The sequence below is a fragment of the Roseovarius tolerans genome, assembly GCF_900109855.1.
GTDB classification, from domain to species: domain Bacteria; phylum Pseudomonadota; class Alphaproteobacteria; order Rhodobacterales; family Rhodobacteraceae; genus Roseovarius; species Roseovarius tolerans.
Map to the genome: position 1 here is coordinate 1 of NZ_FOBO01000014.1, position 24,957 is coordinate 24,957.

Annotated in this window: 26 protein-coding genes and 1 tRNA gene; 10 read left to right on the forward strand and 17 right to left on the reverse strand. The window is 58.3% G+C overall.

Annotated features, from left to right (window positions below):
* The 4 genes from BMX04_RS13530 to BMX04_RS13545 form a co-directional block, all read right to left on the reverse strand.
* Positions 1-242 (reverse strand): transposase (locus BMX04_RS13530; RefSeq protein WP_074787492.1); only part of this gene is annotated, 242 nt, incomplete at its 3' end.
* A gap of 233 nt (positions 243-475) precedes the next feature.
* Positions 476-1,267, reverse strand: a complete 792-nt coding sequence (locus BMX04_RS13535; RefSeq protein WP_074787336.1) for a COG3904 family protein — start codon at positions 1,265-1,267, stop codon at positions 476-478.
* Between the two features lie 3 nt (positions 1,268-1,270).
* Positions 1,271-2,575, reverse strand: coding sequence for a hypothetical protein (locus BMX04_RS13540; RefSeq protein WP_074787338.1), 1,305 nt, complete (start codon positions 2,573-2,575; stop codon positions 1,271-1,273).
* 21 nt (positions 2,576-2,596) lie between these two features.
* The gene (locus tag BMX04_RS13545) at positions 2,597-3,133 is read right to left on the reverse strand and encodes a thermonuclease family protein (RefSeq protein ID WP_083398190.1); all 537 of its coding nucleotides are present in this window, start codon (positions 3,131-3,133) and stop codon (positions 2,597-2,599) included.
* Positions 3,134-4,596: 1,463 nt separating this feature from the next.
* Between BMX04_RS13545 and BMX04_RS13555 the strand changes: the two genes are divergently transcribed.
* On the forward strand, positions 4,597-5,706 hold the full coding sequence (locus BMX04_RS13555) for a glycoside hydrolase family 3 N-terminal domain-containing protein (protein WP_217644485.1): 1,110 nt from the start codon (positions 4,597-4,599) through the stop codon (positions 5,704-5,706).
* On the opposite strand, the gene BMX04_RS13560 is transcribed toward BMX04_RS13555, so the two are convergent.
* The 12 genes from BMX04_RS13560 to BMX04_RS13610 all read right to left on the reverse strand — a co-directional run bounded on the left by BMX04_RS13560 (position 5,693) and on the right by BMX04_RS13610 (position 15,322).
* Positions 5,693-6,889, reverse strand: coding sequence for a PAN domain-containing protein (locus BMX04_RS13560; RefSeq protein WP_175477372.1), 1,197 nt, complete (start codon positions 6,887-6,889; stop codon positions 5,693-5,695). The two genes, BMX04_RS13555 and BMX04_RS13560, sit on opposite strands and share 14 nt — an antisense overlap.
* A gap of 162 nt (positions 6,890-7,051) precedes the next feature.
* Positions 7,052-7,342 (reverse strand): DCL family protein, encoded by a 291-nt coding sequence (locus BMX04_RS13565; RefSeq protein ID WP_074787344.1) that lies wholly within the window; start codon positions 7,340-7,342, stop codon positions 7,052-7,054.
* Positions 7,342-8,061, reverse strand: a complete 720-nt coding sequence (locus BMX04_RS19110; RefSeq protein WP_139194560.1) for a hypothetical protein — start codon at positions 8,059-8,061, stop codon at positions 7,342-7,344. Before BMX04_RS19110 ends, BMX04_RS13565 begins: the two co-directional genes overlap by 1 nt.
* A 78-nt stretch (positions 8,062-8,139) precedes the next feature.
* Entirely contained in the window at positions 8,140-9,861 is a 1,722-nt protein-coding gene (locus BMX04_RS18900; protein WP_139194561.1) for a DEAD/DEAH box helicase, read from the reverse strand.
* Positions 9,862-9,962: 101 nt separating this feature from the next.
* Positions 9,963-10,937, reverse strand: coding sequence for a HamA C-terminal domain-containing protein (locus BMX04_RS13575; RefSeq protein WP_074787346.1), 975 nt, complete (start codon positions 10,935-10,937; stop codon positions 9,963-9,965).
* Positions 10,938-11,327: 390 nt separating this feature from the next.
* A complete protein-coding gene (locus BMX04_RS13580) occupies positions 11,328-11,855 on the reverse strand; it encodes a hypothetical protein (RefSeq protein ID WP_074787348.1) in 528 nt (175 codons plus the stop codon).
* Positions 11,856-12,188: 333 nt separating this feature from the next.
* Positions 12,189-12,263, reverse strand: a tRNA-Phe gene (locus BMX04_RS13585).
* A 77-nt stretch (positions 12,264-12,340) separates the two neighbouring features.
* A complete protein-coding gene (locus BMX04_RS13590; RefSeq protein ID WP_050662273.1) occupies positions 12,341-12,523 on the reverse strand; it encodes a DNA gyrase inhibitor YacG in 183 nt (60 codons plus the stop codon).
* Positions 12,520-13,545: a ribonuclease E/G gene (locus BMX04_RS13595; protein WP_074787350.1), complete on the reverse strand. Its 1,026-nt coding sequence runs from the start codon at positions 13,543-13,545 to the stop codon at positions 12,520-12,522. Before BMX04_RS13595 ends, BMX04_RS13590 begins: the two co-directional genes overlap by 4 nt.
* Positions 13,542-14,120, reverse strand: coding sequence for a Maf family protein (locus BMX04_RS13600; RefSeq protein WP_074787352.1), 579 nt, complete (start codon positions 14,118-14,120; stop codon positions 13,542-13,544). The genes BMX04_RS13595 and BMX04_RS13600 overlap by 4 nt, the downstream gene beginning before the upstream one ends.
* A 14-nt stretch (positions 14,121-14,134) precedes the next feature.
* Positions 14,135-14,353 carry a translation initiation factor IF-1 gene (gene infA / locus BMX04_RS13605; protein ID WP_005978431.1) on the reverse strand — a complete coding sequence of 73 codons (219 nt, stop codon included), beginning with the start codon at positions 14,351-14,353 and terminating at the stop codon, positions 14,135-14,137.
* Between the two features lie 84 nt (positions 14,354-14,437).
* Positions 14,438-15,322 carry a carbon-nitrogen hydrolase family protein gene (locus BMX04_RS13610; protein WP_074787354.1) on the reverse strand — a complete coding sequence of 295 codons (885 nt, stop codon included), beginning with the start codon at positions 15,320-15,322 and terminating at the stop codon, positions 14,438-14,440.
* 122 nt (positions 15,323-15,444) lie between these two features.
* Here BMX04_RS13610 and BMX04_RS13615 point away from each other — a divergent pair, with 122 nt between their 5' ends.
* The 8 genes from BMX04_RS13615 to BMX04_RS13650 all read left to right on the forward strand — a co-directional run bounded on the left by BMX04_RS13615 (position 15,445) and on the right by BMX04_RS13650 (position 23,122).
* Positions 15,445-16,482 (forward strand): hypothetical protein, encoded by a 1,038-nt coding sequence (locus BMX04_RS13615; protein ID WP_074787356.1) that lies wholly within the window; start codon positions 15,445-15,447, stop codon positions 16,480-16,482.
* The gene (locus BMX04_RS13620; RefSeq protein WP_244888552.1) at positions 16,475-17,851 is read left to right on the forward strand and encodes a hypothetical protein; all 1,377 of its coding nucleotides are present in this window, start codon (positions 16,475-16,477) and stop codon (positions 17,849-17,851) included. Before BMX04_RS13615 ends, BMX04_RS13620 begins: the two co-directional genes overlap by 8 nt.
* Before the next feature lie 92 nt (positions 17,852-17,943).
* Positions 17,944-19,227: an ABC transporter substrate-binding protein gene (locus tag BMX04_RS13625; protein ID WP_074787358.1), complete on the forward strand. Its 1,284-nt coding sequence runs from the start codon at positions 17,944-17,946 to the stop codon at positions 19,225-19,227.
* Position 19,228: 1 nt separating this feature from the next.
* Positions 19,229-19,846, forward strand: coding sequence for a hypothetical protein (locus tag BMX04_RS13630; RefSeq protein WP_074787360.1), 618 nt, complete (start codon positions 19,229-19,231; stop codon positions 19,844-19,846).
* A 22-nt stretch (positions 19,847-19,868) separates the two neighbouring features.
* A complete protein-coding gene (locus tag BMX04_RS13635; protein ID WP_074787362.1) occupies positions 19,869-20,795 on the forward strand; it encodes a branched-chain amino acid ABC transporter permease in 927 nt (308 codons plus the stop codon).
* Positions 20,792-21,724, forward strand: a complete 933-nt coding sequence (locus tag BMX04_RS13640; protein WP_074787364.1) for a branched-chain amino acid ABC transporter permease — start codon at positions 20,792-20,794, stop codon at positions 21,722-21,724. The genes BMX04_RS13635 and BMX04_RS13640 overlap by 4 nt, the downstream gene beginning before the upstream one ends.
* On the forward strand, positions 21,721-22,443 hold the full coding sequence (locus tag BMX04_RS13645; protein WP_244888557.1) for an ABC transporter ATP-binding protein: 723 nt from the start codon (positions 21,721-21,723) through the stop codon (positions 22,441-22,443). Before BMX04_RS13640 ends, BMX04_RS13645 begins: the two co-directional genes overlap by 4 nt.
* Positions 22,427-23,122 carry an ABC transporter ATP-binding protein gene (locus BMX04_RS13650; RefSeq protein ID WP_074787368.1) on the forward strand — a complete coding sequence of 232 codons (696 nt, stop codon included), beginning with the start codon at positions 22,427-22,429 and terminating at the stop codon, positions 23,120-23,122. Before BMX04_RS13645 ends, BMX04_RS13650 begins: the two co-directional genes overlap by 17 nt.
* A 2-nt stretch (positions 23,123-23,124) precedes the next feature.
* Here the strand turns inward: BMX04_RS13650 and BMX04_RS13655 are convergent, their stop codons facing one another.
* Positions 23,125-23,811, reverse strand: a complete 687-nt coding sequence (locus tag BMX04_RS13655) for a rhomboid family intramembrane serine protease (protein WP_074787370.1) — start codon at positions 23,809-23,811, stop codon at positions 23,125-23,127.
* 74 nt (positions 23,812-23,885) lie between these two features.
* Here BMX04_RS13655 and trpS point away from each other — a divergent pair, with 74 nt between their 5' ends.
* Complete coding sequence (gene trpS, locus BMX04_RS13660; RefSeq protein ID WP_074787372.1) at positions 23,886-24,914, forward strand: tryptophan--tRNA ligase; 1,029 nt, start codon at positions 23,886-23,888, stop codon at positions 24,912-24,914.
* Positions 24,915-24,957: the final 43 nt, after the last annotated feature.

The window sequence follows — 24,957 nt, forward strand, 5'->3', positions numbered from 1 at the left end:
CGGGCGGTATCCCCGGCCAGGCGTTGCTTGCCCGCCTCGAGGAATTCCTTCGACCAAGTGTAATACAGGCTCTCGCTGATACCCTCGCGTCGGCACAGCGCGGCAATGCTCTCCTCGCCGCGCAGGCCCGCCAGCACGATCCTGATCTTCTCTTCCGCCGAGTAATGCTTGCGCGTCTTGCGCTTGATCCCTTTGACCAGCTTGTCAGCCGCGTCCTTCGATGTTCCGGATTTCTTGTTCATCTTCGCTCCTTGGTGGCTGCGATGAACCAGAAATCCTCCGTTACGAAAACCTCAAATCTGTCCCATAGGCGCTGACGTCAGACAGTCCTCTCTGACACTAGCCGCTCTCAGGTACAGTGAATGACGTGAAGTGATCCTTCGAGCCGATGGCACAAAGGTAATCTTGCGCGTAAATCGTCTCTAGCCCTCACAGCCAATCGGGAAAAGCGTCTTAGGGCCGACCAAATGGTTATTCATTCTATGACTTCGGTAGCCATTCGACTCTCAAGCAATTCGTTCTCCACGAGTACGTAGATATCATTTGGCGGTGTTTTAAGACCGTGGATCATTACGCCGGGATCAATACCCATCTCAATCAGATAGCCCATCGTTTCACCTTGGCTAAACTGGATGTCCTCAACCGCAAAGAACACCGGCATATAGCCTGGTGTTTCATAGTAGTGTTGGTGAAGCCCAACCGCGCCCCCAAGAGAAACCCGACGTTCCACCCCACCGGCGAGTACATATGGACAGGAGGAAAGGCAGACCATTTCTGAGAGTATAAGAGTGTTCAACGAACGATTTCGTACAAGACGTCCCAGTTCGAGTGCCTCATCAACAATACCGCCAAGGCTATTGATCGCGATGCTGTCCGGTGGCACATCAAGGCCCTCAAGGTAGGCATGCGCTCTTTCTGCGTCTCCGGTAGCGATCTGCCCATGCATGATCACCAAGGAACCGATGTCTGGTTCATCTCGAAGCGAGAAATTCAGGCGAGGAGGAAGATCAGATGGCAGGTCGATATCTGGTCTTGATCCTGGCTCGGAGAGCTGTGGGTCGTACTGGTTCGGGTTGTATCTCCTAACCTGGTCGCCAGGTGAGACTGGCTGGGTGATCTCTGGTTTGTCGGAAGGTCTGTCGAGATTCCACCGCGCACCAACGTCCGTCAAGATCAGCAAACCGGCGATCACCACTTGAAGAAGTAGAATGAACTTGAGTCCTCTACCAATTGTTAGTGAACGGCCTTTCTCAATGAAGCGCTGCAAAGCCTAGTCAGCCTCTGAGGTTTTATCGTCTTGCGATGGCTTGTTGATGCGCAATCGCCTGAGGATCTCGGCATCCGTATCGCCCATTGAGACCTCGACGTCTCTCATCGCGTTTATGGCAGCCTTGAGATCGGAAAGGGTAAGAGTCTCTTCGATGCTCAGACCGTCTCGGCCACTTCTGATCGCGGCCTGTGTGACGGCAAGGACAAACACGAGAACTCCGGGAAGCAGATCGATGGCAATCGCACCCGCCCAAGACGGTGCAAAGCTGCTCGCATATCGAATTACGGCGTCCGCACTCGAGATCGGATTGTAGGCCGTCTCTTGAGGTGGCTCCATCTCCAGGACTTGTGCAGCCGCCTGCCCGAGTGTCCGGCTGCGCTGATCCAGGGCATCAAGTACGGACCCAATGGTCGTGGATTGAGCTTCCCGCACGCTATTTGTACGACCGTCGAGTTCAGGCAGTACAACAGAGGCCGGCAGATCTGCCGCGGCACGGGCTACGAGCAATGCGACAGAGAACTGATTGAGATTTGATATAACGCCGGCAAGCCGAACACTTTCTTCAGAAAAGGCTACCGAGCGCTGTTCGACAGGACCCGGTGCGACTGTAAGCCCACGCATCCGGCCGAGGATTTCATTTCCCTGTTCGAAAGCAGCGTCGATCAAGGGCTGCTGCTCTGCAATCTGGGCTTCGAGGCTCTGCAGTTCTTCGGTTTTTTGTCGTAGGACGCGATAGACCGCCCCCTCACCTGCCGTCCCTGACAGCTCACCGGACCGCTCCTGCTCGGCAAGTGCTTCAAATGCCTCACGGGCACGGCGGACCTCTCGCTCCAGGGCCTGCGCGGAAAGGGCAATATCATGGGCTTGCTCGAGCGCGTTCTGATAATCCCGAACGGTCAGATCGAGATGCTGTTCGACTGCAGCCGACCCTGCGAGAGCGGCAGCATTCAGCCAACTGGACATCGCTATGATTGCGAGGGATCCGACCATCGTGGAGACGGTCAGGCCGATGAACCCACCGGCACTTCGCATTGATGGCAGCAGCCGCAGCATGTAGCTCCAGAAAACAAATATGCCGACGGAGACCGCAACCGAGTAGGCAACGGCAGCGAAAAAACTCATCGCACCAGTGTCTTCAAGAAGCGACGTTACGCCTAGGTAAGTATATATGCCCGACGCTATTGCCAGAACGCCGAGCGCGGCCGGGGTGAAGGTGTCGAGCCATGCGAGGTGCCCTTCAAGCTCCTTGGCCGTGCGTAGGCCCTTGGTTTCCGCGGCCGTCAAACGCCTGTTTTGGTTGGTCATGCTAGGTTCCCGAAGATTGGTTCAGCAGTAATTTGACTGTGGCAAGCGTGACCGTGCACCGGCTGGCTCGAGGGACCTGTAGCGGCCTCCGGAATACCTTTGACAGTCCAGTGCATGGCCGTTGGCGATCACGACTGCGCCAACGTCGACCCATTGTCCATCTCGCTCGATGAAGCATGTGCCAACCCAGCGGTCGTATGTGCGGTCGCCATTCAGGTCACAAAAGACCTGCTCACCGCGCAACAACCTCTCCATAAAGGCCTTTGCTGTTCGTCCGTACCGGTTCGAAAGCTCCGGCGCATCCACTCCATTCAGGCGGACCGGTGTTCCGGCCACCACAACAGTGTCAGCATCGCGGACATAGGCACTCCCAGAGATCTCTCGGGCGTTGACGGACGTCGTGCCGAAGAAAAGGAATATCGTGAAGACCGTTAAGAGATGCTTCAAATTTCTGAACCTTCTGGCGATTTTCGTGAGCTCGAATGCAAGTTCATCAGAACTGCTCAACGATTCCGAGGTACCGTAGCGCCGTGCAATTATATCGTCGAGCCATATCATATCTGCTGGTCTGAGCTTGCGGCCGCAGCAATTTCAGGTTCCAGTATTTTGTAGACAGCCATTTCAGAAATTCTGGGACCCACATATCGGTTGCTCCATACGGCTCAGGGATTGTTCCTGAATGGTTGCTCATCACCTGCGCCACCACAGCATTCCCTGTGGGTGAACCACTTTCAGCGGGCTACTCCACAAGACTCGGTTTCTCTACAACAACTTCGTCGAGCGACTTTAGCGATCCCGGGAATACGAATGCGACTATTTCAATGCAGGAAAAACAGGACCAGGTTGGAAAGTCGCCGTCCAAATGTGGATAAAGTTTTACACCTCAAAACGCCCATACTCCGCTCTTGGCGACAAACATCTGGCCGCGGTCTATTGGCTGAGAAAAGACTAAAACCAACCCGATCAACAGGAGCAGAGAGTAGCTTGAATCAAGCCAGATACTGTCAGAACATTTGAGAGTATCTCAAATCTACGAAATCAATCCAACCAGCTTCTCCCGCGCCCGTAAAAATTGCGTTCCATCCCTCACCAATGTCAAATTTAGTCAAATTTCTGCTTTGACTCGTGCATATGGGGGAGAACGATAGCGCTTCAGAAAACTCTGTTTTTCTGAATTTATATTTGCATCCAGATGCTTGAATGCTATCGCATTGGAAATACGAGAGGCACATTGGGCTCAAGCGGGAGAGAGAAGAAGTGATCAAAAATATTCGGTTTGTTAGCGCTCTAGTGCTCACTTCATTTGTTGCGGCATGTAGCACACCACGCGAGAGTTGTATCTCAAATGCGACGAGCGACTACCGAACACTGCAAAGCCTAATATCCGAAGCACAGCAAAACATCTCCAGAGGCTACGCCCTGCATTCTGAAACCGTGCCTTATACAGTCCAAGGAATTTGCTACAGGACTGACCCCAATACCTATCAATCAATTCCTTATTCTTGCCCGTCAACTCAGTATAGAACTCAAACTACTCCAGTCTCAATCGACGTGAATGCAGAAAGGGCAAAGCTAAAGCAGTATCAGACTTTCTTGCCTGAATACGCTGCCCAAGCAAACGCTGCAGTTCGTCAATGTGAAGCTCAGTTCCCTGAAAGTTAGTAGAGGCAAGATCAGTCATCGTTCTTGTGAACCTTCCTGTAGGATCGGACATAGAGTGGCAACATGAGCCTGGGATCATGGCCATGTTGCAGGCTTCCATCGCAACAACTCGGGGCGGAAGCCGATTCAAAATACTCCGATGACAAAGGAAGCTCTTGGAACACAGCAATGCATCCCCATTGTCCAATTCTGCAAGACTGCAGGGGGTTGGTCCCTCAGTCGTGCATTTGTATCCATGGCAAAATTCTTTTGCGGTGCAATTTTCCATGTCTTAAGGGGAGCAAGATTTCACCCAGCATGACTCTCGGAAGTGCTTTGTATCAAGCAAGGCAACGCGTAAAAACAATAAGGTATCAATGATGATTGACCGCAGAAGGTTTTTGGCGGCAACGACGTGCTTCGCGTACCTCGGTAGCGAGGTGAAGGCATTATCCCCTGAAGATGCTGACCCGTTTGCGGGCCAACTTCTCATAACAGGATTCCGGGGCACTGGCCCCTCGGATCCGGAGGTGGATCAGCTTCGGCGCTATATTGAAGATGGAATTGTCTCAGGCGTGATTTTGCTTCGGCGGAACATCCGGTCGCCGGAACAGCTTTTGAACCTAACGACGTCGCTACAGTCCACGTCATCAGAGCATCCAGTGATCATAGCTATCGACCAAGAGGGGGGTGAGGTTACACGTCTTGATCGCAGGAGTGGTTTTTTGCCATGGATGTCCGCCGCAGATATGGCGGCATCGGGACGCAAGAACGATGAGGTTTTCGAGTATTACTCGGTCCGGGCACGAGAATTGTCGGTAGTCGGTGTGAACCTGAATCTCGGACCTGTGGTCGATCTGAATGTAAATCCGTACAATCCGATCATAGGCGCCAAGGGACGTGCGTACGGCAGCCAAGTCGAAGATGTAGTCAGGTTCGCAGAGTTGTTCATTCGAGCACACCGCTCAGAGGGCGTGAAGACATGTCTGAAGCATTTTCCAGGACATGGGTCGTCAGTCGGAGACAGTCACTTCGGCACCGTGGATATTTCAAAGACTTGGAGCGCCGAAGAGATTGCTCCTTTTGAGCGTCTAGTGCGTGCGGGATTGGCCGACACAATTATGAATTCTCATGTTCTCCATAGGCACCTATCCGACGCAGCGTGGATCCCCACCTCACTATCAAAGAGTTCTGTTGCCGAGATGCGAGAAGGTCTTTCTTTTACAGGGCCAATCATTACGGATGATATGCAAATGGGTGCGATAGCGGACTTCATGCCAGCTCGAGACGCGAGTATCGCTGCCGTCTCGGCTGGTAACTCCCTTCTGATCTATTCGAACTATGCGGATCGATACTCAGTCCGTTCAATAAATGAGGTTCACCAAAAGCTGATCTCAGCGATACAGGACGGCACGTTGCCCGCGCCGCTTGTCGCCGAGCACGCAAGACTTGTCAGGAATTTTCGGAAGTCCCTTATCAATCATCATTGACGATGCCTGAAATCACGCCGAGCTGCTCCGTGTACTGACCAATCCCATGCTTCGGAAAACACCAGGCTTTCTTTGGAACATAGCTCCAGGCGACACAATCTGTTGTTGCCTGACAGGCGTGACGGCATTGATCGAGGCTCATGTTTCGCAGGCCTCGAGGATATAAATCATATCCGCGGATATCGAGACCTGTCGCTTCAATGAAGGGACGGTTGAATATCTCTGGGTTAATACGGCTCGGGTCCGTTATTCCGCTTGTCACATTTTTGGCCATGCTGATGTTCTCTACCCCGGATTTCGGCCAGCACCATCGAGTTGCATGAACATAACTCCATGCGGAGCAGCTTGCGGTGCGTTTGCAATATGCTTCGCACTGATCGATGCTCACATTGCGCAAACCACGGGAATTTAGGTCCATACCGAAGAAATCAGTATCAGAGTATCTTTTCTCGATATCTGGCGTCGCCTCAGGTGCAGGCTGAACCGGTACAGATGGTGGTGTTGATCGCGCGGTTTCGGTTGAATCCGGCTGCCGGGATGGACGTTCTAAAGCGCTAGGAGTTGCGTTTATGAAACCATCAACCTCCACGACACGATCCAGAAATTGTGTATCATTGAGCCCAAGCCCAAGCTGCTGTTTTTCCAACGCCTTAAAGTAATAAATATCAACCGTACCGAACATCTTTTCATACACAAAAGCCGGCGTGTCGAATTCATTCAGTATGCCGATGATGTCTGAAGTCGTATACTGTGTAGAAGCGGTTGTAAGGTCCTTCCGTCCCGATTGCTTTGCATTATCAGAACCTGAAAAGAACTGATGAACGCCTAACTCACCGAGCACCATACGCTTGCTACCACCGAGGAAGATTTTCGCGCAGGAGGACTCACAGTTTGCCTGCTCTGGAATATAGGTGTTCACCCCCTTGTCATTAAGGATACTGGCCATCTGGAGGCCTTCGTAAACGCTGCCACCCGCGCTCGCGGCCACGACCATATCCACGTCGTAGTCTCGCATAGCACGGCGAAGCTCAAACGAATCCCCGTTCTTTATTTCACCGACCAAAAAGAGAACGTTTGGGATTTCGTCGTAGTGGCGATAGCTCCCATAGGTCGTCACCTCAGCGCCAGCAATGCTCGGTGTGAGCGTGAGTGCCGCGTATACCAGTATCAACATAGAACGCATATTTAGTACTTCCCCGAATCTCGTTTTCTCGTGAAGTTTTATCAATAAACATGTTGATGTTGGGGCGAAATTCACAATTTCCGCACCTCGTGAAGCTCGGTACTTTCGGCCCATTTCTGCCGTTCATTAAGTATCTGTCGCTGCGACGCAGCTAGCCAAATACTACACACAGCTCTTGAAGGAAAAACGAACCTCAGTCCCGTCAATCCTTCGAATCCAGAAGCATCGGGTTCCAAAGTCGCCTCTTCCCACGAAGAAGTGTTCGATGCCAACGCCGGTTTTTGCCAGATAATCGGGATGCCGCTCGATAGCTGCATTGAGAAACTCTTCGTCCGCTCCGGAGATCCGCTCTTCGAACTCGAAGCGGTACAAAATGCCACGAAAGTGGGCGAGAGCAGCTGATTTCTTTGGGAAATCAATACCGCCTATATTTACTGGCTGCGCCCTGGCCATTACGTTTCCTGAATGCCCGCTGCGCCTGAAGCCTCAAGGCGCTTTTGCTCTATCACTCGGTTGATCTCTCGCTTTACCAAAGCTGGAAGGTCTAACGCTTCCCACTCTCTAGACTCTAAGCTTTGCAGCACTTCGGCTTCGCTTAAACGTGTTCTTCCAAGAAAGTTACTGAGTTCGATAGAGCTCGTTCTCGATAGTCCCAAACCAATCAAGCTAATGAGTGTACGTGTACTCACACCGAATTCGAGGAAAAGATCGTAAGTCAGCTCTTCGGGGAACTCTTCGGACAAGCCACGTTCATGATAAAACTGTCGCAAAACAGACAGGTACGCGCCGAGGTATTTAGGTGCTAGAAATCTAGCAATGTTCTCGACATCAGCCATCGTGTCTCGAATGAATTTCGCATAAGGAAGTTCAGTGTCACCTCGATATTCTGGCTTTTCTCTTTCACGCCGCAGTCTTGCCGCAATAATTCTGCCCAGTGTTTTTCCGCGCATCCAATCCCAAGTTGTCAGAGCACATGGCAACACGCGTTTTTCCGGTGCAAAAACTGGAGCAAGCGTTCGGTTGATGATATCGAATATGCGAACAAACCGATCCACGGACTCGTCGTCTTCCGGCGGTATTGGGAGAAGTTGTTCAGGCAAGCCTGAGTAGGCGCGGAAGAAATCAAGAAGCGATTGAAGGGCTACGATTGATATTCCAGGATTGGCTTCCACAATTTCCTGGGAAACGTCAATCGCGTCTAAAGAAGGTTGAATGAGTTCTTCGAGCTTGGTTGCGACATCATCGCTTAGCTAGCTGACCGGGGGCGCATTCTTGATGGTTCCCTCTCTGTACTGCCAACTCATGAGGTATGCCGCAACGTGTTCTAGCTTTCCATCAAAAGCGTCTTGATCCATTTGGGTTCGCTCTTCGAGATACCCTGATAGATCATCAAACTGCTCTATCACTTTGTCCGTTTCGCGTTGGATCGGGTACGCTGTCTTTTTAGGCAAACCGTTTGGCCATACGTTGTCCTTCTGAACGTCAACGCAAACAATATTGCCATAGAAATCAGACCCCCAACGACCAGCTCTTCCCGCAAGGTTCCAAAAATCTTGAGGCGACATCGGGTTGCCTTGTCCTTTGCGAGGCCCTCTGACGACGATTGTGCGGCATGCAAGATTTACGCCCTCGATTAGGGTGGAAGTCGATACCAGGAAGCGTAATTTGCCTGATGTGAAAAGGCGCTCAATCTCTTCGCGCAGTAAAGAAGGCATGTTCCCGTAGTGGAAAGCCACACCTCTTTTGACAAGATGAACTAATTGAAACTTCGGGTGGATGACCTTTTCGCAGAACTCAGAGAGGTCAGCGAGTTCGTCGTTGTCATCAGTCACCCAAACTTCAAGTCCATCGTAGATGAGTTGCGCTACGATTTCCGCTTCACTTGCAGTGTTGGCATAGACAAGCGTTCCCGTTGTTTCTTTGCCCAAGGCTAACGCTACGAATGCTATGCGCTTGCGTTGGTTGATTGGACGATCATAGAGATCGAACTTGCCCAACGGTTTTGGATCACCTTCAGTAACAAGCGAAAGTGTCCATTCCTTGGGTTTTCCGCGTATTTGTTCTGCCATTACAAGGTTTTGCATGACGGTGGCAGTGTTGCTAGGGACAACAGATGTCCGGATCTCGTCAGGAGAGTTCTCGAGAAGAACATCAGGGTTTTCGCTGTGTGGGCTTAAGAAAATAAAGCTACAACGATCATTTGCGCGAACTAGTCTTTCTACTGCGTCCTGAAGAATAACTCCACGCCGCTCGTCTGAAAGCTTCTGAGCTTCATCGACCACCGCAATGTTGAACGGGTGCGGTTCTTCACCAGCATTCAAAAAGATATGCAATCTTTCTTGTGTAAACACTGCGATGAAACGATCTGAACGCAACTCTTCTTCATTTATTGGCAGTGAAGTAACTTTGAGATCGTTGAGGCCGTGAACAAGCTTCAATTCATTAAGTTGGCGCTCGACCTCGGAGACGAGTGCTCGGGTTGGCGCTAAAAAGACTGAGCTCTTCGACTTTCCAGTGGCATGCTGCCGAAGAAGCCAATTGAGCACAGCATAAGTTTTGCCTGCTGCTGTGGGCGCAGTCGCAGACACCCATTGAGCTTCCGAGAGTGATGACCACAAGTCTGATTGAAACCTGTTTCCCAAGATCGACTTTGTATCGTTGAGAATAATCTCGGACCGCAGCCTTCGACGTGTCTGCAAAAGAGCTTCCATCGTGCCAAGACGGTCGTCTAACTCGGGTTTCAAAAAACCCTTTTCCTCGGCTAGCGCGACAGCCCTGTGGTTTGAAAGTCTGGTCAGGATGAGGCTGCCAGCATCTTTCACAAGGTCTTCGTCTGAAAAGCACACAGCCGCTTCGGCCACCATGAGCGCATACTCTTGGGCTTCGCGTTTATCACTTTCTGCAAGTATGCTCGCAGCAAGCAAAAGATGCCGCCAATCCTTTGGCGATGTAGCATCTTCGATCTGGAGCACGCCTTATCCAAAACTCAGTGCTGCTGACCACTGCCTGAGGCTATCAAGCTCATCCCTAATCCCATTACAGCTAATGAGCCAATCCTGAACATTCTTTAGGCTCATGTTTCGTGTCCTAAGAGGCTGAGGAAGTAAGAGCGGAACTCTTCGATTGCCCTCATCGGCACGCAAATAAAGCTTATCTCAAAACTCGTGATTTCTTCTTTTCCAACTCGACTTTTGATCTGCTTGATCCAACCTGGCACTTCTTCTTGCAAAGCAGTTTCAAGGGCATTCTCGTCGATATTTTGACCATCCTCCAAGTAGCTAGTGGAGTCGAAACCAACGAGCGCTAGTCCGCAATGACGCAGGGCCAATGACTCTTTTTTATCCTGATTAAAGTAGTTTTTCAGGCCTTCAGTGAGCTTTTGGTCGTCGAAGTTGGCAAACTCGTTGATTAGGAATACGTCTCGGGTACGCGCTGAGTCAGCGCCGTCAGTGTCTGTTAGAAATGGCGCAAGCGAATTCAGGCAGTCTCTTACAGCGTCTGACGCACCACCATAAAGCTTTGACTCACCCCAGTAGACTTTCAACCCACCATCGTCTGTTCCTTTGGCGTAAACGCCATCTGCTCCGTGGTAGTGCATCTCTGTGGATGTCTTTAAGCTCATTTTACTAATGATCTGGGACATGCCAAAAACTGCCTCGGCAAACGCAAAAACGAGAAGTTCGCCTCCTTCGCCGCTCTTGGCAAGCGAAGTGAACAGCGCTTCCGCCTCCTTTTCAAGTTTCAGAACGAGTGCTGAGGAACCTGTATCATTGAAAGAGTTTTTTGCTTCTTCGATGCGTTTCCGGGGGATAGCGTAGTCGACAATTCTTGCGCGCAGAAACTCCGCAAGCGGCTTAAACCGTACTCTCCCGTGCGCATCAATCGGCAGTCGGTAGCAATGCACCTCTGTCGCTGTGTCTTCGACAATTTGTGCGGGCGTGAGCTCCACAAGATGTGAATCTGTGACCTTGCCTCCAGTCCGTAGCGTCTGCGTGAGAAGCGTGGCTAGGTCAAGAGGCGCATCTTCAATTTTGGTTTCTTCGTTCATATGGTAGTGCTCATTACTCGTGCCACAAGTATTAGCTATCCTAGCAATGAATACGTTCTACCAGAAGCGGAATTTCCTAGGTTTTTCACTCGTGTTTTTGCTCTTGAAGCTGATCCTTTTGTAAACAAGTAGGTGCAGACTTTGTGGTGGAATGGAACGGGAAACATGCACCACTCCCGAAGGCCGTTGAAGGCCCGAGTCAAGAACCGCTGTCTACAGCGCAAGTCTTTCGAAGCCTTTTGGCAGTTCATTATCTATCAAAAGTGATCTTCTGTCGCTTCGCGAGTGCTCGCCACGTGTCCTATGCTAACTGCGACGTCAATTGATTGGAAATGGCGTAGAGCGCTGAGCGGATCACACTGCTGCGCGCGTCACACGCCAAAAATGCCGTTAGGGTTCAGGCATGTTTGTCCATGAGAGCCGCAAATTCTTACCTTTTCTTCTTGGCAAATTCATCCGTTTCACAAGACGTCCGGAAACCTCGAAATCGGCACTAACCTTTACAATGAGAAGTCTGTTGAAGTGCCTGTCGAGACGCACGTTGATTTGCTCTTTGCTGTTGAGCGGAGAGATTGTTTTTATCTCAACAAAGTCATTTCCCAGCCGGCCATCAGAACCTTGGGCATAATTCCTGTGAAGCTTAATTCCGTACATAATCGCGCCAAAAAGCTCACCGATGTCACCGTAGACGTTAAGATGCTGCCCAGTTTCTTGAAAGTAAGATTCTGCAAGCGTCAACAGGTCTTGAAAATATGGGATCAAAGTTAGGTCAGCGTTCGGATATTTGAATCGCAGGTGGGCTTCCCGTTCCAGCTCAGCAAGACGGCTATACCTGACTTCTTCTGGGTCGATAATGCTATCCCAATCCAGCCATTCTCCGTCGATCCAAAAAGCATTATCTGGCCCAAGTTCTTTCATTGTTACTCCAAATTTAACTTTTCGAAGCTTTAGTAGGCCACTTTGGTAAAATTGTGACTGCTTTGAGGGAGGCTCAGACGGATCCAGTTGGCAGCGTATTTCGGAGTTGGCGATCAGCCATCCGGGACCTTGCTGCGCTTTTGCCGATACAGCTATCGCGTGCCCAGAAACTGCTCGCGTGACCTCAAACTCGGCCCTCCATCAAAGGATATTTCACGAATATCAGAACCGAATGTGATACAAAATGTGATACACATTCTGGGCGCACGGCTCCGCAAGAATCAAAATTCTACTTGCAAATCAACCACTTGATAGTGGTTTCGTTTTGCAAAATGGTGCCCGGGGGCGGAATCGAACCACCGACACGAGGATTTTCAATCCACTGCTCTACCCCTGAGCTACCCGGGCACGGGAGAAGGCGAGGCCTTCGGGTGGATGCGTTTTAGGCGAGGCGGGGCGGGGTGTCCAGAGGGTATGCGCAAAAATCAATGGGGTTTTTGCGGCTCTTGATCAACAGCTTCAATGGCCGCCTCGACATCCTCGGGATCGGCGGAGGGCACGGCGTAATCGCCGCTGAACCACTTGCCCAGATCGACATCGGCGCAGCGTTTCGAGCAGAACGGGCGATAGCGGGTATCGGCAGGCTTTCGGCAGATCGGGCAGGTCATGTCACCACATCGGTCAGGGGCAGGCGGTCGCGTTTGCGTTGCAGTTCAAAATGGCTGAGGGGCGTCCATCCCGCAAGCGCGGTTTCGGTCGCATCCTTGCGGAAAGCCGCGCGCAGGCTGGTCTCGAATGTGCGCCGATCCTTCTTCGGCATCGGCGCAAGATCGAGCGTGATCTGCCCGCCCAAACCGCGTAGGCGCAATTGCCGGGGCAGGTCGCGGGCCATGGCGAGATTGGCCTTGAGCCCTGCGGCAGGGCTGGCATCCCCGCCGGTGTTTACATCGACGGCCACCAGCGCGCGTGTCGGCTCCACGAAATACGAGCCGCCACCGGGCAGGGGCACCTGCGCGTCGCTCAGCCTGTCCACCTGATCAAGCACGCCGAGCGTGGCGAAGCAGCCTGCATCGGTGATCACCTCCGAGGGCTCTGCCCAATCCCGCCAGGCGAGGGCATGCGGGCCATCGCCTTCGGTCAGCTTTTCAGGCTCGCGCCCGGCAGCATCGGCCAGCACCGCGCGGGCCAGATCCTGCATGGTGCGAATGTCCTCGGCGATCTCGTCTGCGTCCCCCACGGCGCAAGCCGAGCGCAGGATCAGACCCATATTGCTCTCGCCCATTTCCGCATGGGCGATCTGCAAAAGCGTGTCGCGCAGGTCGTCGTCCTTGATCGACCGTGATACGTTGAGCCCCGGGGCATCCGGCGTGACGATTGCATAGCGGCTCTTGAAGAGCAGTTTCGTCGTCACCGGCAGCGCCTTGCCCGGTTCCGCATAGCCCGTCACCTGCACCAGAAGCGGCTGACCGGGGGCGAAGCCCTTGACCTGCCGCAGAAACGCCGAGCCATCGGAGGTGCGCAGGAACATGCCGCCCTGTCCCTTTACGGGCCGGTCGGCGATGGCGCGGTAGATGGCACCGGGGCGGGGTTGGTCCGAATCGATCAGCAGATCGTCGAGCCTGCCCTCCACTATAAGGGCGGCGGCCTCGGCCCCGCCGATATGATCGAGGGCGATGGTGCGCGCGGTCATTGGGTGTCCTTCCAGAGGGGATAGCCTGCGGCCTGCAAGAGCCCAGCGGTCTCGGCCAGCGGCAGGCCGACAACGGCGGTGAACGAGCCCGAAATCCACGGGATCAGCGCCCCGGCGGGGCCCTGAATGCCATAGCCGCCCGCTTTGCCCTGCCAGTCACCCGAGGCGAGATAGGCGTTGAGTTCTTCATCCGAGAGGCGCTTCATCCGCACAGCGGTCACCACGTCCCGCTCCCATATCCGGTCGCCGCGTCGCACCGCGACGCCGGTGATCACCCGGTGACGGCGGCCCGAAAGGGCAAGCAGGAACTCGGCGGCCTCTGCCGCCGACTCGGGCTTGCCCAAGATACGGCGACCCAGAGCCACGGTCGTATCGGCGGCGAGCACGATATCGTCGTCCTCCGCGGTGACCGCCCTCGCCTTTTCTCGCGCCATGCGGGCGCAGTAGGGGCGGGGCAATTCCCCCTTGGCGGGGGTCTCGTCGATCTCGGGCGGGCGGATATCATCCGCCACGACGCCGATCTGCGCCAACAGATCCCTGCGGCGCGGGCTGCCCGATCCGAGAATGAAACGCATGAAAAATCAGACGCTTACTTGAAGCGGTAGTTGATCCGACCCTTGGTCAGATCATACGGGGTCATCTCAACCTGCACCTTGTCGCCTGCCAGAACGCGGATGCGGTTCTTGCGCATCTTGCCTGCCGTATGTGCGATGATCTCATGGCCGTTCTCAAGCTCGACCCTGAATGTCGCATTCGGCAGGAGTTCCTTGACGACACCGGGGAATTCGAGCGTGTCTTCCTTGGCCATGGTCTCTCCTTGCTTTGGCTTTCCGCCTGTTTTGCGGAACGCGCTAGTAAATGAGCCTCTTTAACGTTTTTTTCAAGGGCATATTCACCCGAGCGGTGTAGATGTGACCTGCATGTCGCGGCCCCTCTGTTCGGCCCAGTGGCGGCGGTTGAGCACGACGCCATCCGCGCGGACATGCGCGACGCGCGCGAGGTCGACCTCGGCCAGTGTCCATCCCGGTCGGTTGAGCGCGCCTTCGGCAATGACGCCCGACGGCGGAAAGCCCGTGTCGGGCGGGCCGAAGATGCCGCCCATGCCGGTGTTCTCATCCACGGCCGGGGACCATTCCGCGTCGCCCACGGTCGAGGCCATGACGGTGACACATTGCAGCTCGAGCGCGCGCGCCATCGCACCGATGCGCACCCGCCAATATCCGGCGAGGGCCTCGGTGCAGGAGGGCACGAGGATCATATCCGCGTCCTGCAGGGCGCGACCCAGCAAGGGAAATTCACTGTCATAGCAGATCAGGATGCCGATCTTGCCGAGGCTCGTGTCGAACAGGCGCAGCGGCCCGCCCGGAACAACATCCCAGTCCTCGCGCTCGAACCGGGTCATGATCTGCTTGTCCTGAACACCGCGGCCTCCCGAGGGAGTAAAAAGCCGCGCGCGATTGACCGGGCGGGCGCCAAGACCGGGATCGAACACCGGGGCCGAGGCCGCGAGGACGTGCATCCCGTGCCGCACGGCCAGAGTGCTGTGCAGATCATCCACATCGGCAATCCGGTCCGAGACCGCATGCAGCGAGCGTTCCAGATCGCCCGCCACCTCCGGCCCGTCGAGCATCGCCAGTTCCATCGCCCCATATTCGGGAAAGACCGCCAGATCGGCCCCCTGCCCTGCGGCATCGGCAACCCACTCGGTGATCTTGGCGGCGTAGTCGGCCCAGTTGGTCAGCACATCGAGCGGATAGGCGGCGGTCGCGATTTTCATCGAATTCCTCATATGCAGCAGGTGGCGCTCTTGTAATCGCTCTGCAAGGGCACGTCGAGCGATTGCCGCCTTGCGCGCAACCGTGCTATCACTTGTCGTATCGAGGCAGGGCAGCCCTACATATGGCAAAAACGGCACTCAGCAAATACCAGCGGCTCGAAGCGGCGGGCCTTTGGCGCGCCGACGCAGAGGCGCAGCGCATCGACGTGATCGTGTCGGTGGGCGAGGCGACGCTGACCATCACCGACATGCGCGAGCGGGTGCAGGCGCATTGGTCGATCGCCGCCATCGCGCGGGCCAATCCGGGGCAGACACCGGCGATCTATCACCCCGATGGCGACCCCGGCGAGACGCTGGAACTGCCCCAGAACGAGACCGACATGATCGCCGCCATCGAAACCCTGCGCAATGCGATTGCCCGGCAACGCCCGCGCCCCGGACGGCTGCGGCTCTACGGCGTACTGGCCAGCGTGTTGGCGGTGCTCCTGATGGGCCTCTTTTGGCTGCCGGGTGCCGCGCGGGACCATGCGCTGCGGGTGGTCCCGGCAGTCAAACGCGCCGAGATCGGCCAGGCGCTTATCACCCATTTGCAGCGCGCCACAGGTCCCGCCTGCCGTGCGCAAGGCGGCAACGCCGCGCTGGCTGCGCTGGCGCGTCGCCTGCCCCCGCGCACAGGCGGCGTGCGGTTCATGATGGTGCGCAGCGGCGTCGAGGACACCCTGCGTCTGCCCGGCGGAACGGTCATGATCAACGCCGATCTGGTCGAGGATCATGACGAGCCCGACGTCGTCGCGGGCCACATCATCGCGGCCTACCTGCGCGCCGAGGCCCGCGACCCGCTGCACCGCCTGCTCACCGACGGCGGCGCGATGGCGAGCCTGCGCCTGCTGGCGACCGGACAACTGACCGACGACACCCTGCGCGCCCATGCCGAAACGCTGTTGAAATCGCCGCCCAACCCACCACCCGATGCCGCGCTGCTCGGAGGATTCGCCCGTTGGCAGGTGCGCATGGCCCCGTATGCTTACGCGCGCGACATCACCGGCGAAACTGTCTTGTCGCTGATCGAGGCCGACCCGTTCGCGCGCGGAGCAGAGCCGCCGCCGCCGATCCTGAGCGACGCAGACTGGTTGCGGCTTCAGGGAATTTGTGGTGGCTGAAAAATCCATGGTTCTGGCCGTCTCAAGCGCGATCACCTTGATGATCCTGGCCAGCGCCGCATCGGCGCACGCCTCAGAGCAGGGGTTCGTGCTGCTCTTGCCGACGGATGTCTATATCGCGACGGGCGGGGCCACCGTGGCACTGACCGTGGCCTTATTGGCGGCATTGCCGGGCCGGGTGGCAGGGGCGCTCTTTCGGCCTCTGCCGTTGGCCGTCTCACCGCCAAGGCCCCGCCATATTCTCAGTCTTGTGGCAACCGCTGTCCTGTTGTGGCTAATCTGGCGGGGCCTGTCCGGGCCACGCGATCCGATGCTCAACCCGCTATCGCTGAGCATCTGGGTTGTCTTCTGGATCGCGCTGGTCAGTCTTCAGGGGCTGATCGGCGACATCTGGCGCTGGATCAATCCGTGGTCAGGGCCCGCCGCACTTGTCGCGAGGGCCACCAGACGTCGCGCGCCCCTGCGCTATCCAAGGGCACTCGGGCATTGGCCCGGAGTGCTGAGTTTCCTCGCTTTCGCAGGCTTTCTGCTGGCTGACCCCGCTCCCGCCGATCCGGCGCGGCTGGCATTGGCGGTGGCGGTCTATTGGGCGGTCCACATGGTCGGGGTCCTGCTCTTCGGTGGCCCGTGGCTCTTGCGCGCCGAGGGGATCACACTCTTGATGCGCAGCTATGCGCGGATGGGCCTTTTGGGCCGGGCGCGCGGACGGCTGGCCCTGGGCCTGCCGGGATGGCAGGTACTGGCCCGCTCGATGCCGTCGCTCAGCCTTGCGGTGCTGATGCTGGTCCTGCTCGGGAGCGGCAGCTTCGACGGGCTGAACGAGACCTTTCTCTGGATGGGCTGGCTTGGCCTCAACCCGCTGGAGTTTCCCGGCCGTTCGGCGGTGATCGGGCCTAATCTGCTGGGGCTGCTGCTCACCAACCTGGGACTGATTGCGGTCTTTGCGGCTTGTCTCTGGCTTGGTGCGCGGCTGGCGGGTGAGCGGGCGGGGCCGGGCCTGCTGATCCGTCGCTATGCGCCCACGCTCCTGCCGATCGCGCTGGCCTATCACATCGCCCATTACCTCACGAGTTTCCTGCTCGACGGGCAATACGTGCTGGGCTGGCTCTCGGAAACGTGGGGCGCCGGGCATGTCCATGTCACGGCCGGGTTTCTGAACAGCCCCGGCCCGGTGCGGCTGATCTGGATGACGCAGGCGGGCGTGGTGGTCGCGGGGCATGTGATCGCGCTGCTGCTCGCCCATGCCATCGCCATCCGCGCCGGTCAGAGCACGCGGCGCGCGGCACTGGCGCAGGCCCCGCTTGCGCTCTTCATGGTGGCCTATACCGTCTTTGGCCTGTGGCTCTTGGCCACGCCGCGCGGGGCCTGAGGGCTAAAGGGCTGGACATGCAGGCCGCTGTTGCGCAATTTGCGCGCAACCGGGCCTTGCGGCCCTAGTTCTGACTGATCGGAGGATCGCCCATGACCACCCCGACCAAGACCGCCACCCGTCGCGGCGCGCTCAAGACGCTGGCAGGCGGTGCCGCAGCCGCCACCTTGCCGCTTTGGGCGCGCTACACCCACGCGCAAACCGCCGAGCCGATCCGCATCGGGTTTCAGCAGCACCGCACCGGCATCGGCGCGGCCTATGGGCGCTGGTATGGCCGTGCCACCGAGGCCGCCGTTGGGCTGATCAACGCGGGCGGCGGTATCAATGGTCGCCCCATAGAGATCGTCGCCGAAGATGACGGCACCGACCCCAAGCGCGGGGCCGAGGTTGTCGAGAAATTCGCCAACCAGCATGGCTGCCACGTGGGCTTCGGCACGCTTTTCAGCCATGTGGTGATCGGCTCCGCCCCCCGCGCCGGAGAGTTGAAACTGCCCTATTTCGTTGTGTCCGAGGGCACGCATGTCTCGTCGGGCATGCTCAACCGCTACACGTTACAGCCCGGCATCACGGATGTGCGCAGTCAGGTCATCGCCATGGCCCCGTTCATCACCGACACGCTGGGCAAGAAGGTCACGATGATCTTTCCGGATTACGGGTTTGGATATGACCACCGCGATGCCCTCGCCCCGGCCATCGAGGCGCAGGGCGGCGAGGTGCTGGCCAAGATCGCGATTCCGCCGTCCGAAACCTCGTTCACCAAGTATTTCCCCAAGATCCCGCGCGACACCGAGGTGCTCTATCACGTGATGGTCGGGCCGGCGGTGCTGACCTTCGTCAAGGAACTGGGCGAGTTTTTCGGCGGGCAGGGGCCAGAGCTTTTCGGCTTTATCGACAGCCTCGAGGCAGTGGCCATCGACAGCCCCGGCCTCGACTTCCTCGAAGGCAGCCATTTCTGGGAAGGCATGTGCCGCCACCAACAGCCCGACGAGAGCGCGCATGAGACATTCTATCGCGAGGCGGTGGGCGTCGATGCACGCGGGGCCTCGGTGAACGATCCGGCGGACGTGTCGACCTACGGCCACATGTTCGGCTGTTGGGAGACGCTGCACGTGATCAAGGCTGGCATGGAGGCGGCGGGCTATCGCGGGCCGCAAGACCGCGCCGCACTGATCGAGGCGGTCGAGGCGATGACCGACATGCCCCACTCCCGCGAACACCCCCAAGGGGCCAAGCGGTTCAACGGCAAGACCCATCAGGTCTTTGGACATCAGTATATCAGTCAGGTGCAGAACGGCACGCTGACCCGCGTTCATACCACCGCGATCGAGGATTCGGCCTATCCCGATATGGTCGATTACACCACGCAGGCGTTCTGAGATGGGTCCGGCGGCGCTCTTGCGGGGGATGCTGGCAGGGGCGATGCTCTTGCTGGCCGCCTGCGCGGCACCGCCTCCCCCGCAACTCGAGGAGGTGAGCCGCCTTGCCTCCGCGATCCGAGGCCTCGGACCGGAGGTGGACCCGGAGGAGGCACAGCGCGCAGCCACCATGGCCTATCGGCACACGCATGATCTGGCGCTGGAATACCAGATCACCGATCCACCCATCGTGCACAATACCAAGGTCAATATGGGGCTGAAGCCACGCGGGCTCTGCTGGCACTGGGCACGCGACATGGAGGACCGGCTGAAAGCCGAAGACTTCCAGACCCTCGACCTGCATCGCGCGGTGGCCAATTCCGACAACGCCTTTCGCCTCGAACACAGCACCGCAATCATCAGCGCGCGGGGCGACGCCTATGATGAGGGCATCGTACTCGACCCGTGGCGCAAGGGCGGCCGCCTGACCTGGGCAGGCGTGCGCGAGGACGCATCCTATGACTGGCAACCGCGCGACGAGGTCGTGGCCCGCAAGCTGGAACGCAAGCACGGCCAGATCGTAACCCTGACCGACGATCAGCGCCTCCTCGTGGGCGGGGTGGAGTACGCGGCGCAATGACCCCTGACACCCGGACAGCCTGATGGATCTAGGCCCCTATCTCGTGCTCGCCACGCTGGAAGGCGCGGTGACGGCGGCGGTGCTGGCGCTCACCGCCGTAGGGCTCAGCCTCGTGTTCGGGGTGATGCGGGTGGTCAATATCGCGCATGGCGAATTCTTCATGCTGGGCGCGGTGCTGGCGTGGTGGATCGCGACCAGCGTCGGCGGGCACCCGGCGTTCGGCTTCGGTGCGGCGCTGATCATGGCCCCCCTGATCGTCGGCGCGCTCGCCATGGCGGCCGACATGACCATTCTCAAGCGACTGGACTATGACCCCGAGCGTACAATCGTGGCCACCATCGGCCTGCTTTACATCATCCAGCAACTGACGCTGATGGGCTATGGCCCCGAGGCGCGCCCGGTCGAGGCGCCGTTCAACACGCGCCTTGCGATCCCGTGGTTCGAGCATGGCCTCGAAGGCTGGCAGATGATCTGGCCTTGGGGGCTGGGCACCACATCTTACAAGCTGGCGGTGATCGGAGCGGCGGTGGTCATCCTATGCGGGGTCTGGGCGGTGATGGCGCGCACGCGCCTTGGCCTCGTGATGCGCGCCACGCAGGCGGATCGTGAAATGGCATTGGCTTTCGGCATCCCGGTAGAGCGAGTCTATGCCATCACCTTCGGTCTCGGCGCGGGGCTGGCGGCGCTCGCAGCTGTGCTGATCGTGCCGATCCAGCAGGCGCATTACCTGATGGGGGCCGATCCGCTGCTGCTGTCGTTCATCGTGGTCATCATCGGCGGGTTGGGCAGCCTGCCCGGCACGGTTCTGGCCGCCGTGCTGATCGGGCTGTCAGACGGGATCATCTCGGTCTTCTTCTCGCCCACGCTGGCCAAGATCATCGCGACGCTGCTGGTGGCGCTGGTGCTGGTGTTCCGCCCGCAGGGCCTCTTTGGAAAGCGCGCGGCATGAAGGCTTTGGTGCTGCATCTTGGCCTTCTGGCCGTGCTTCTGGCGCTGCATTTCGTGCTCCCTGCCTATCATCACGGCAACCTTGCGCGGATCATGGTGCTGGCCAGCTTCGCCATGGGATACAACATCCTCTTTGGCTATACCGGGCTGCTCAGCCTCGGACATGCGCTGTTCTTCGCGGCGGGCATGTATGGCATGGGCCTGTCGGTGCAGCACCTCGGACTGAGCGCGGGGCCAGCATTGCTACTCGGTGTCCTCTCGGGTGCGGTCGTTTCGGGCGCGCTGGCGCTTCTGGCACTGCGCACCAGCGGCGTGGCTTTCATGATCGTCACGCTGATGTTCGCGCAGGCGGGATACCTGACGATCCTGCACTTTTCCGAGTGGACGCGCGGTGACGAAGGGTTCGTTCTGGCGCTGGCCGGGCGGATGGCCTGGGGGGTTGATCTCAGCGACCCGAACGCGCGCTATATCGCTGCCCTCATGCTGTTCGGCATATGCCTCATGCTCAGTCTCTGGCTGGTGCGCGCACCCTTTGGCCGGGTGCTGGTAGCGATCCGCGAGAACGAGGAGCGGGTGCGCATGCTGGGCTACGACACCTTCGCGCATAAACTTGCCGCACTGACAATCTCGGGCACCATGGCGGCGGCGGCTGGGGCCGCTTACGGCATTCTTTTCGGCTATGTCGGGGCGAGTTTCGCCGCCGTGCAATACTCGATCCTGCCGCTTCTTTACGTGTTGCTGGGGGGCGCGGGCACGGTGCTTGGCCCCTTCATCGGCACGCTTTTCATGTTCTACCTGATCGACCTCAGTTCCGGCATCACCACCGCCTATATGCTGATCGCGGGCATCGCCCTCGTCCTGCTCACGCTCTTCGCGCCGCAGGGGATCATGGGAGAATTGCGCCGCAGGCTGTGGAAGGGGCTGCCGTGATGCTCTTGTCGGTGAAGGGTCTCTCCAAGCGGTTCGACGGTCTGCACGCGGTCAAGAGCGTTGATCTGGACCTGCCCGAGGGTGAAATTCGCGCGCTGATCGGCCCCAACGGCGCAGGCAAGACAACGCTTGTCGGCATGATCTCCGGGCGCATCACAGCGAGCGCCGGGAGCGTGATCTTTGACGGTGAGGACATCACCCGCCTGCCCGCGCATCGCCGCATCGCGCGTGGCATGGCCTATACGTTCCAGATCACCTCGGTCTTCGCACGGCTCAGCGTGGCCGAGAATGTCGGACTTGCTGCGCGCCGCCACCTGCATGGTGCCAAGGCGCGCAAGGCGGTGGCCGAGGCGCTTGACCGCGTCGGCCTCGGCGCACGGGCCGAGCAGGAGGCGGGCGATCTGGCTTACGGGCATCAGCGCCTGCTGGAACTGGCCATGGGGATCGTGCAACACCCCCGCCTGCTCATTCTAGACGAGCCGACGCAGGGCCTGTCAGAAGGCGAGATCGAGGCGTTTCAGAGCCTGATCCGCAATCTGGCGCAGGAGACGACCATCCTGTTGATCGAGCACAACATGCGCGTGGTCATGGCGCTTGCCGACCGGATCACCGTGCTGGATGCGGGCCGTGTGCTGGCCGAGGGCACGCCCGAGGAGATCCACGCCAACGCCGCCGTGCAGGCTGCCTATCTGGGGGGTGGCGATGCTCAGACTGGATAAGATCGGGGCAGGCTATGGCCATGCCCAAGTGCTGCATGAGGTGTCATTGCAGGTGTCCCCCGGCGAGATCCTGTGCCTCTTGGGCCGCAATGGCGCGGGCAAGACCACGCTGATGCGCGCGGTCATGGGCCTTGTGCCGCTGATGTCGGGCGCGGTGCAGTTGGACAACGTGACGCTGAGCGACCTGCCCCCGCACGATGTGCCGCGCGCCGGTGTCGGATATGTGCCGCAGGGGCGCAGGCTGTTTTCGGGTCTGAGCGTGGCACAGAATCTGGAGATCGGGTTGATGGCTGGCGGTCAGGGAATGGCCATGCGCGAGGAGGTGCTCGACCTCTTCCCGCGCCTGCGCGACCGGATGGGACAGGCGGCGCAGACGCTGTCGGGTGGCGAACAGCAGATGCTCGCCATGGCGCGTGCGCTCTGCCTTGCGCCGCGCGTGCTCCTGCTCGACGAGCCGACAGAGGGCTTGCAACCCTCGATGATCGACGCCATCCGCGAGGTCATCACCGCCATGTGCGCGCGCGGCGTCGCGGTCTTGCTGGTGGAACAGCGCCTCCATGCGGTGTTGTCGGTGGCAGACCGCGTCGCGTTTCTCGAGGATGGCAGAAACGGCCCGGTGATCCCGGCCGAAACACTGCGCGCGGATCGCGCCCTTGCCGATCGCTACCTCGGTGTCTGACCTCAATCGTGGCGGATGCGCGCGCGCAGCTTGGCAAAGCCGCCGGGGCTGAGCACGAAGGACGCAAGAAAGCCCACGACAAAGCCGCTGACATCGGCCACCCATGTCGCATTCGCGCCAAAGATCAGCCCAAAGACAAGTTGCAGCCCCATCAGCACGCCAATGAGCGTAAACGCCCGCGCCTGATTGCTGCCCAACTGCCCCAACCGCAGCCACATGATATAGGTGAAGCCGCCGATCAGGCCGTAAACCCCCGGGAACGCCCCGATCAGCCACGGACGGTCCTGCACCACCAAACCGAAGACCAGCGCACCGGCAACCGTGCTGAGCAGGAAGAGGACCAGAACCGCCCAGTGCCGGAACACCTCGCTTACGAATTTCCCCATGGCCAGCAGCAGCACCCCGGCAAAGAGCGCGTGGGTGAAGCTGCCATGCACGAAGGCATAGGTCACGAAGCGGCGCAGATGTTCCACGGGCCAGACGTTGTTCTGCAACATCCATGTCAGGATATCGCCGTTAAACCCGTAATCCTCGATCGCACCCGCACGCCAGCCGATTGCCTCGGGCCCGCCGATCATGCCGCGCGCGCCGAGCGAGAACATCGCCTCGACCCCGATGATCACCAGAAACAGCGCGATCACGAAGGGCGGCACCGGGTTGAGCGGGCTGTGGCGCTGCGGGTCTTGCATTGCGGCTCTCCTTGACGGGGCAATGGCGCATGGGTAAGCGAGGCGGGCACAGAAATCCACCACGGAGTTGAGCCATGACCGAGGCGGCCTTTACCCCCCGCGTGTTTTCGGGAATCCAGCCCTCGGGCAACCTGCATCTCGGCAATTACCTCGGCGCGCTGAAACGCTTTGCCGATGCCCAGAACCAAGGTGTGCAGACGCTCTATTGCATGGTCGATCTGCACGCCATCACCGTCTGGCAAGAGCCCTCCGATCTGCGCCATGCCACCCGTGAACTGGCCGCCGGGTTCATCGCCTCGGGCCTCGATCCCGCGCGCTCGATCCTGTTCAACCAGAGCCAGGTCGCCGAGCACACGCAACTGGCATGGGTGTTCAACTGCGTGGCGCGGATGGGCTGGATGCAGCGCATGACACAGTTCAAGGACAAGGCGGGCAAGAACGCGCAGAACGCTTCGCTCGGCCTCTTCGCATACCCCGCGCTGATGGCAGCCGACATCCTCGCTTATCACGCCACCCATGTGCCGGTGGGCGAGGATCAGAAACAGCACCTCGAACTGACCCGCGATATCGCGATCAAGTTCAACAACGATTTCGGTGTTGATTTCTTTCCCATCACCGAACCAGTGATCGAAGGCGCGGCAACCCGGGTGATGTCCCTGCGCGACGGATCGAAGAAAATGTCGAAATCCGACCCCTCGGACATGAGCCGGATCAACCTGACCGACGATGCCGACGCCATCGCCAAGAAGATCCGCAAGGCCAAGACCGATCCCGAACCACTGCCATCCGAGGCCAAGGGGCTGGAGGACCGGCCAGAGGCGCGCAACCTGGTCAATATCTACGCGGCCCTTGCGGATATGAGCGTCGATCAGGTCATGGCCGAAGCGGGCGGCAAGCCGTTCTCAGAGTTCAAGCCGATGCTGGCCGATCTGGCGGTCGACAAGATCGCGCCGATCTCGACCGAGATGTCGCGACTGATGCAGGATGTGACCGAGATTGACCGCATTCTCGCCGACGGGGCGGACCGCGCCCGCGCAATCGCCGCACCGATCCTGCACCAGACCTACGAGATCATGGGCATGGTCGGCCCGCGCGAGGTCTGATCCGTCACGTCTTGCCGGTAGGCCAAGCCTCTGCTTAGCTGTC